The organism is Roseibium sp. MMSF_3544 (assembly GCF_030732845.1).
Classification (GTDB): Bacteria; Pseudomonadota; Alphaproteobacteria; order Rhizobiales; family Stappiaceae; genus Roseibium.
On sequence record NZ_JASHKA010000024.1, the window covers coordinates 77,666 to 85,841 of the forward strand.

An 8,176-nucleotide genomic window follows, 5' to 3' on the forward strand; every position below is an offset into this window, starting at 1 on the left:
TGGCCGGGCCAGCGCGTTTCATGAGGCCATAACCTAAAGCCCGAGACGCTTTTCCCTATAGGCCCTGACGGCATCACCAAAGGCTGAGAAGAGCTTTTGGGACGGACCGTCCGTCGTCACCCAGTATTCCGGATGCCATTGGGTCGCGAGCACATAGCCGGGACTGTCCTCTACCGACATGGCCTCGATTGTGCCGTCTGCAGCCTGCGCCTCGATGGCGAGGTCGTTGCCGAGATCACCGACCGCCTGGCGGTGCAGGGAATTGACTTCGAACGGCTCGCCGCCCACGACGGTCTCCAAAGTACTGCCGTCTTTGACTTCCACAGGGTGCGCGATTCGGAACCGCTCGTCTTGCCGCTCGGATGCCGGCGCACGGTGATCCTCTCGGCCACTCAAGGTCTGGATCTCTGTCAACAGCGTGCCGCCCAAGGCGACATTCAGCTCCTGCATGCCCCGACAGATGGCAAAGACCGGAATACCGCGTTCGATTGCGCGTTTCAGAAGCGGCAATGTTGTTGCGTCGCGGTCCGGATCGTAAGGGCCGTTTGCCTCTGTCGGCTCCTGACCGTAAAGCTGCGGATTGACGTTGGAGCGCGATCCGGTGGCGAGAACGCCGTCGACCTGATCGAGCGCCGCGTCCAGATCCAGTTCAGCGCCGAGCGACGGCAGGATCATGGGAATGGCGTCGGAGCCCTTCAGAACAGCATGAAGATAGGTGGAATTCACGGCGTGCCAGTTGAACCCGTCGACGGGTTTGACATCTGCAGTCACCAGGACAAGCGGTTTGGTCATGTTCAACCTTGTGAGTCGAGTGGTACCGGATTTCAATAGTTCAAGAAGGTGTAACGGAAAGACATCTAATCCAGCAATCCCAGTTCTTGAGCCACCTTGTAAAGTTGTGCGGCGTTCTTGCTGCCGACCTTTTCGCGCAGGTTGAGGCGATGCGATTCAACGGTGCGGACGCTGATGCCAAGCGCCTTCGCAACCTCCTTGTTCGGCTGGCCCTTTGCAATGGCGGTGAGTACCTGTCGCTCGCGTTCCGTAAGCCCGTAGGGGTCTTCAACCGGCGCTGAAGCGTTGGCGCCGACCAGCTTCGGCCCGATGGCGGAGGAGAAGAAATAGCCTCCCGAGGCGACGCTGGTAATGGCGGTGATCATCTCTTGAGCAGAAATGTCCTTCAGGATGTACCCGCGGGCACCGGCCTGCACCACGCCGCGCACATATTCGGGATTATCATAGATGGACAGGATCAGCACCGCGACCCCGGGCTGGGTTCTGCGGATTTCCATGGCAGCTTCCAGGCCATTCATGACCGGCATGGAGACGTCCATCAAAAGCACGTCCGGTTTCAGATTGCGGGTCATCTGCACGGCCTCGCGGCCGTTTGTCGCTTCGCCGACCACTTCCAGCTCGGGAACTTTTTGCAGGCGGGCCCGGATGCCGTCACGCACCAGTTCATGGTCGTCGGCAAGCAGCACGCGTATCGGTCTGTCAGGGAAATCGGAACCGGCGGCGTTCAGTGTCATTGGATCACGCTGCCTTTGCAGCGGTATTGTCGAACGGCATCTGAACCTTGATCCGTGTGCCGCCGGAAGAGCGGCGGCTCAGGATCAGTTTGCCGCCATACGTTTCGATGCGTTCGCGCATGTTGCGGAAACCGAGGCCACCGGTCTTGGGAAGCGGGCGCGGGAGGCCGACACCATTGTCGGCAACGCTCAGCGTGAGGCTTTGTGCTCCGACTTTCAGATCAATGTTCACCTTGCTCGCCTGGGAGTGGCGGGCAACATTCGTCATGCATTCCTGCACAACGCGGTAAAGCGCTGTCTTGGCACCGTCCGACAGCCGACTGTGGCACTGTTCGGCGTTGACGTTGACCTTGATGCCGGACTGGTTCTGGATCTCCTTGCCGAGACTTCCGAGTGCGGCGGCGAGACCCATGTCGTCGAGTACACTTGGCCGCAAGTCCCTTGAGATACGCCGAACCTCCGCGATCGTGCCGTCCAGCGTCTTTAAACACTTGGCGGCCTGCACCTGCAGGTCCGGGTCACGCGTTGCTTCCGAATGGATCATCTCAACGCCGTAGCGAACGGAAACGAGCAGTTGCGAGATGCTGTCGTGAAGTTCGGTTGAGACGCGTTTGCGTTCCTGTTCCTGAACCTGGAAGATCCGGTTGGTCAGTTCCTTCAGCTTGCTGTCGGCAAAGCGCTGTTCAGAGAAGCGGACGCCGGCAATCAGGGACCCGGCGATGACGATGCCGGCCAGTGTGATCAGGAAAGTCACCAGCAGCGTCTGGCGTATGGAATGCGCAAAGTCGGACCGGATCGCTGAGACCTCCCTTGCAATGTCATCGGTATAGAGCCCGGTGCCGAGCATCCAGTCCCACTTGTTCAAAAGGATGGCATACCCAAGCTTTTCCTCCACCGAACCGGTCGAAGGTTTGTGCCAGACATACTGATGGAACCCGCCGCCGCCCTTGGCCGCAGCAATGAGGTTCCGGATCACATAGTCGCCATTGTCGTCTTGCAGATCCCACCAGTTACCGCCCACAAGATGGGGCAGCTTCGGATGAACGACGTTGGTACCGTCGAGTGTGTAGACGAAGAAGTAGCCGTCATATTCGAAGGTCAGGTTTTCCAGTATTTCCTTCACTTCTTCTTGAGCCGCTTCACGTCCTTCCGGTTCTTCCTTGTAGATCTGTTCAATGGAGGTCAGCGCCAGACTGACATAGTTGCGGATCTCCTGTCGTTTGGCCGCAAGAATGCGTTGCTCGACGGATTGCGTTTCGGCGTTGATCAGTTTCAGGGACTGGTAGTAGGTGGTGCCGCCGATCAGGAAAGACACCGCGATCAGTGGCAAGATCGTTATAAGTAGCAATTTTGTCTTAAAGGTCACGAAAGTTGCCCCCTATTGCGCACTCACGCCGGAAACCGAAAAACTATTGCGCAGATCTCGGTAGTACTACTGAGAAAATGCGCAGAACCACGAATAGCATTCCCGCCGTACCGTCAACTAGACATACGTCGAGATCGGTGCAAGGGTGTATTCCGGTCCGATAACTGGTCCGATTAGGGAGGAAACTAATGGATCGTCGTTCGTTTATCAAAAAAGCTGGTCTTGGCGTCGGTGGTGTTGCTGCTGGCTCCGCGCTTGCTGCTCCGGCAATCGCTCAAGGCACCAAGGACATGGTCATCGTGTCCACGTGGCCGCGCGACTTCCCGGGTCTGGGTATTCCCGCGCAGCGCCTGGCAGCCCGTATTGCCGAACTGACCGAAGGCCGTATCAACGTTCAGTATTTCGCCGCCGGCGAACGCGTTGGTGCTTTTGACTCCTTCGACGAAGTCGCTTCCGGTAACGCACAGGCTTACATCGCCGCGGACTACTACTGGAAAGGCAAGCACCCGGGATGGGCTGCGTTCACCGCCGTTCCTTTTGGTCTGACCGTGACCGAGATGGATGCCTGGATCAAGTTCGGTGGCGGCCAGGAGCTGTGGGACGAACTGGCTGGCGAATTCGGCCTGAAGAACATTGCCATGGGCAACACCGGCGTCCAGATGGGCGGCTGGTTCAACAAGGAAATCGAAACCGCTGACGACCTGAAGGGTCTGAAGATGCGTATTCCGGGTCAGGGCGGTGACGTCATGGCGAAACTCGGTGCGTCTCCGGTCTCCCTGCCGGGTGGCCAGATCTACGAAAACCTTGTCTCCGGCGCGATCGACGCAACCGAGTGGGTGGGTCCGTTCAACGACTACTTCATGAAGTTCTACGAAGCCGCCAAGTACTACTACTATCCGGGCATGCACGAGCCGGGCGCAATGCTTGCACTGGGTGCAAACAAAGCTTGGTGGGACGGCCTCGACAAAGTCGATCAGGCCATCATCACCGCAGCCTGCGCGGAAGAAAATGCCAACACGATGGCAGAAACCAACGCAAACAACGGTGTCTACCTCAACCGTCTGATCAACGAGCACGGCGTCGAGCTGCGCGAGTTCAACGACGAAATCTACGACGCCTTCGGTGAAGCAGCCCAGGAAGTTCTGGAAGAAGCGATGGATCACTCCCCGCTTGCCAAGAAGATCTTCGAAAGCTTCATCAATGCGCGCCAGGAGATTGGCAGCTGGATGGCGATTTCCGACATCGCGTATTCCAACAAGCGCAACCGCGTTCTGGGTATTCCGTCCTAAGCGGAACCTGGTGTCAAAGGGACGGGAACTTTCCCGTCCCTCTTTCATTGACAAGACGAAAAAGGCATAGCCACGATGACGGCCTTGGACACGGTTCAAGACGGCTCGCCTGCCATGAAATCCGGCGATGCCGGCAGTGCCCGCATATTCCGCCTCTTCGGCTGGATCATTCTTGCGGTCATGGCAGCGTTTCTGATCAACAACTATCTGACCTATTGGCAAGATCTTCCCGGCATTGATCCAATCTTTGGCAGACCGGCGAACGGATCTCTGCCCATCATGTGGTCGTGGCTGCAATTGCTGCTTTATGCCGTTCTGGTCCTGTGGGCGATTGCCTATGTCCTTCGCAACGGAAACACCCTGCGAGAGGACAGTGAGCGCATCAGCAACATCAACACGTTCCTGATCCGAGCTGCCTTTTTTGCCGTCCTGATCGTCGGCCTTGTCGACAGTGCCATCTCCTTCATGCGGATCGAGGGATTGCTGCCGGGAGTGGTCGGCGAAGGCCTAGCCAATGACCTGGGAAGATCGGCGTTCCGCGGTGCCTATGTTCACATGCCGCTGATCGCGTTGTCGGTTGTACTGGCGGTCTTCACCCGAGGTATCCTGGCCTTTCCCTGGCTTGCTCTTCTGGTCGTGGTCGCTGAACTTCTCATCGTTATCGGACGCTTCGTTTTTTCTTACGAGCAGGCCTTCCTGGCCGACCTCGTGCGCTTCTGGTACGCAGCCCTGTTCCTGTTTGCGAGTGCCTACACGCTGCGCGAAGAAGGGCATGTGCGTGTCGACGTTTTCTATGCCGGCATGGCGGCGAAGACGAAAGGCTACGTCAATGCGATCGGCTCGGTGGTTCTCGGCATGAGCCTTTGTACGGTCGTTCTCGTCATCGGTATGGGCGGCAAGCAGAACATCATCAACAGCCCGATCTTGTCCTATGAGGTGACGCAGGCCGGTTTCGGCCTCTATGTGAAATACCTCATGGCAGGTTTCCTGGGCGTGTTCGCTGTTTCCATGCTGATCCAGTTCGTGGCCTATTTCCTGGACGCGATCGCCGACATTCGCGGCGAGCCCGGCGGCCGGGAACACGAAAACCATCCAGTCAGTTAACGCCCGGCGAGATCTTCTGAAATGGAACTCTTCTTCCTCCTTATTCTTGTTCTCCTGATGGCGTTCGCGCTCGGCTCTGGCTTTCCGGTTGCCTTCGCCCTGCCTGGATCCGCCATCCTGACCATCGGTATCGCAGCCGGTGCGGGCTACATGTTCGCCGGTGATACGGATGCCTATTTCGCCCATGGCGGACCGGGCCAGTGGCTCAGCGCGGGTGTTACCAATTTCCGGGGCATTTACTGGGAAGCTGAACGTGACACGCTGATCGCGATTCCGCTGTTCGTCTTCATGGGCATCATGCTCCAGCGCTCCAAGATCGCGGAAGATCTGCTGGTGACCATGGCCCGCCTGTTCGGTCCCGTCCCTGGCGGTCTCGGCATCTCAGTCGTCTTCGTGGGCGCGCTTTTGGCAGCGACCACGGGTATCGTCGGTGCAACCGTTGTGGCCATGGGTCTGATCTCGTTGCCGGCCATGCTGCGCAACAAGTACTCTGTACCGCTGGCAACCGGCACGATCGCGGCGTCGGGAACGCTCGGTCAGATCATTCCGCCGTCCATCGTTCTCATCATTCTTGCCGACCAGTTGGCAAGCGCGGTCGATCAGGCGGGCTCGCTGCGCCAGACACTCTATAAGGCCAGCACCGGTGAGCTTTCCATGCCGTCGGACTTCTCCGTGGTGTCGACAAGTGCGGGCGAAATGTTCCTCGGCGCGTTCCTGCCGGGCCTCGTCCTTGTCGGGCTCTACATGCTGTTCATTCTCGGCTTTGCCCTGATGAACCCGAAGGCGGCGCCTGCCGTTCATGAAGAAGGTACGTTTACCCGCCAGTTCGCGGTCAAGGTCGTCATCACGCTGGTGCCGCCGCTGGCCCTGATCTTCCTGGTTCTCGGTTCCATCATCGCGGGTATCGCGACGGTCAACCAGGCCGGTGCCATCGGTGCCGTCGGTGCCATGATCATGGCCGGTTATCGCCTGCGCGAAGGAGAGCGTGGCGCTTATTCGCCTGCGATCATTGCGATCATCGCCCTTCTTGGTCTGGCGATGGTGATCAGTTTCATTGGCGCGGTGAATATCAAGCTCATCGAAACAAGTCAGGATGCGCTCGGTCTGGTGCTTGCCCTGATCGCCGTTTCCCTGCTTCTGATTGCAATCTTCTGGTCCGGCTGGCGGACGCTGAAGCTTGAAGACACGCTGCGCGGCGTGATGATCGACACGGCGAAAACAACGTCTCTGGTGTTCATCATCCTTCTTGGCGCCGCCATGCTGACCTCTGCATTCAGGGCTTTCGGCGGCGAGGAACTCGTCAAAGACTTCCTGCAAGGGTTGCCGGGCGGTTTCTGGGCGCAGTTCCTGATCGTCATGCTGGTGATCTTCATTCTCGGCTTCTTCCTCGACTTCATCGAGATTGCCGTGGTTGTCGTGCCGATCGTGGCCCCGATCCTGCTCGCAGATCCGTCTGCGAACGTCACCGCCGTCTGGCTCGGCGTGATGATCGGCCTGAACATCCAGACGTCGTTCCTGACGCCACCCTTCGGCTTTGCACTGTTCTATCTTCGAGGTGTGGCACCGGCGGTGGTCAAGACCATCGACATGTATAAGGGCGTGATTGCCTTTATCGCGCTGCAGCTCGTGGCCCTCGGCATTGTCGGGTTCTACCCACAGCTTGTGAACTACCTGCCGAACCGGTCGACGCTTCTGTCGGAGACCGCGCCGCCGCCGAAGAACCCGCGCCTGCAATATTGCATGGAAAGGCTCGTTTATGAGGACTTCCAGCAAAACGGCAGCACGATCCTGGCGGCCATCGAAAAGGCGGAAGGTGTCGACATGAGCTACCTGCCTGAGGATCTCCGCGACGATCTGGTGGAAGGATTTGCAAAGGCCCGCGAAGCCTTGCCGCAGATGGAGGCGATCCGCGAGGCGGAAAATCAGGTGCAAGCCGCTGCGGGCGACTTCAAGCCGATCCATGTCGAAGTCCGGGCTTATGAGCGTGATGCGCGCCGGATCGATCACCGAATTGAGGAATTGCAGGTCATCGTCGACCGGTCTGGCGAGGGTGCCGTTTACACGCCGGAACAGGGTGCCCGTGCCCAGGCGAGGATCGAAGAGCTTCAGGCGGAGCATGACGCGATCCTGGAGAATATTCCGGACAACTGGGAAGAGGTCTATGGCGAATTCTCCCAGATCCAGAAGGCGGAAAACACGGCACGCACGACCTACCGCCGCACGGTCGACCAGGCTTACGAGCCGATCGTGGAACTGAAAGCGATCCTCGCGGATGTGCAGACAGTTGCCGATTTCGGACCTGAGCTGGATGCGCTGAAAGAACAGGTGGCCCAGCTTGAACCGGAAGCGGCCGTCGAGGTGATTGCCGAAATGCGCTCCAAGGTGGGTGAAGCCGAAGGCACAAGCGAGATCCGCAAGGGCCTGACCGAAGCCCGCAAGATCATGCGCAGCCGTGAACCCAATGCGGAAGCGGCCATTGCCGAGATCGACAATTCGATTGCCGCACTCCAGGCCGATCTGGCCTGGCGCGAAAGAGCTGCAAACGAGCTGCTGCCGGTGCTTGAAGAATATGACGCAGCCATCGTCAACAATATCGGCCTAAGACAGCAGGACCGGTTGCCGAATGACATGGCGCTCGATGTGGCCGGCTGCCTTTCCGACCACAGGGATATTTCTCTGAGCTTCTAAAGCGTCGGACCAGAACAGGAAAAGCGGGGAGAGAAATCTTCCCGCTTTTTTTGATTGGAGGCGGGGGGATTTTGACCGGATTGACTTTGCGTCACCCCGGCCAAGCGCAGCGCCGAGCCGGGGCCTACTCTCAGATCATCTTGCTTCAATTCTGACGATTTGAGGTTGGAATTATTGTCGCAAGACGCGCTCTGGAAGTGAGT

The 8,176-nt window shown here is 58.4% G+C and carries 7 protein-coding genes; 3 read left to right on the forward strand and 4 right to left on the reverse strand.

The window, feature by feature from the left end; genetic code table 11:
* Nucleotides 1–33: 33 nt before the first annotated feature.
* From RBB47_RS25605 to RBB47_RS25615, 3 genes are all read right to left on the reverse strand, one after another.
* On the reverse strand, nucleotides 34–792 hold the full coding sequence (locus RBB47_RS25605) for a gamma-glutamyl-gamma-aminobutyrate hydrolase family protein (RefSeq protein WP_305988745.1): 759 nt from the start codon (nucleotides 790–792) through the stop codon (nucleotides 34–36).
* A gap of 65 nt (nucleotides 793–857) precedes the next feature.
* A complete protein-coding gene (locus RBB47_RS25610) occupies nucleotides 858–1,526 on the reverse strand; it encodes a response regulator transcription factor (protein ID WP_305988746.1) in 669 nt (222 codons plus the stop codon).
* Nucleotides 1,527–1,530: 4 nt separating this feature from the next.
* Nucleotides 1,531–2,892, reverse strand: coding sequence for a cache domain-containing protein (locus RBB47_RS25615; protein WP_305988747.1), 1,362 nt, complete (start codon nucleotides 2,890–2,892; stop codon nucleotides 1,531–1,533).
* A 188-nt stretch (nucleotides 2,893–3,080) separates the two neighbouring features.
* Here RBB47_RS25615 and RBB47_RS25620 point away from each other — a divergent pair, with 188 nt between their 5' ends.
* From RBB47_RS25620 to RBB47_RS25630, 3 genes are all read left to right on the forward strand, one after another.
* Entirely contained in the window at nucleotides 3,081–4,181 is a 1,101-nt protein-coding gene (locus tag RBB47_RS25620) for a TRAP transporter substrate-binding protein (protein WP_305988748.1), read from the forward strand.
* 75 nt (nucleotides 4,182–4,256) lie between these two features.
* Nucleotides 4,257–5,285 (forward strand): TRAP transporter small permease subunit, encoded by a 1,029-nt coding sequence (locus RBB47_RS25625; RefSeq protein ID WP_305988749.1) that lies wholly within the window; start codon nucleotides 4,257–4,259, stop codon nucleotides 5,283–5,285.
* Between the two features lie 21 nt (nucleotides 5,286–5,306).
* Nucleotides 5,307–7,973 carry a TRAP transporter large permease subunit gene (locus RBB47_RS25630; protein ID WP_305988750.1) on the forward strand — a complete coding sequence of 889 codons (2,667 nt, stop codon included), beginning with the start codon at nucleotides 5,307–5,309 and terminating at the stop codon, nucleotides 7,971–7,973.
* Here RBB47_RS25630 and RBB47_RS25635 read toward each other — a convergent pair.
* On the reverse strand, nucleotides 7,970–8,176 hold a 207-nt coding region (locus RBB47_RS25635; RefSeq protein ID WP_305988751.1), incomplete at its 5' end, for a hypothetical protein. The genes RBB47_RS25630 and RBB47_RS25635 overlap by 4 nt on opposite strands.

Bases quoted from the DNA above. Each gene is read 5' to 3' on its own strand.
- RBB47_RS25605 (WP_305988745.1), bottom strand. From the start codon at position 792: ATGACCAAACCGCTTGTCCTGGTGACTGCAGATGTCAAACCCGTCGAC.
- RBB47_RS25610 (WP_305988746.1), bottom strand. From the start codon at position 1,526: ATGACACTGAACGCCGCCGGTTCCGATTTCCCTGACAGACCGATACGC.
- RBB47_RS25620 (WP_305988748.1), top strand. From the start codon at position 3,081: ATGGATCGTCGTTCGTTTATCAAAAAAGCTGGTCTTGGCGTCGGTGGT.
- RBB47_RS25625 (WP_305988749.1), top strand. From the start codon at position 4,257: ATGACGGCCTTGGACACGGTTCAAGACGGCTCGCCTGCCATGAAATCC.
- RBB47_RS25630 (WP_305988750.1), top strand. From the start codon at position 5,307: ATGGAACTCTTCTTCCTCCTTATTCTTGTTCTCCTGATGGCGTTCGCG.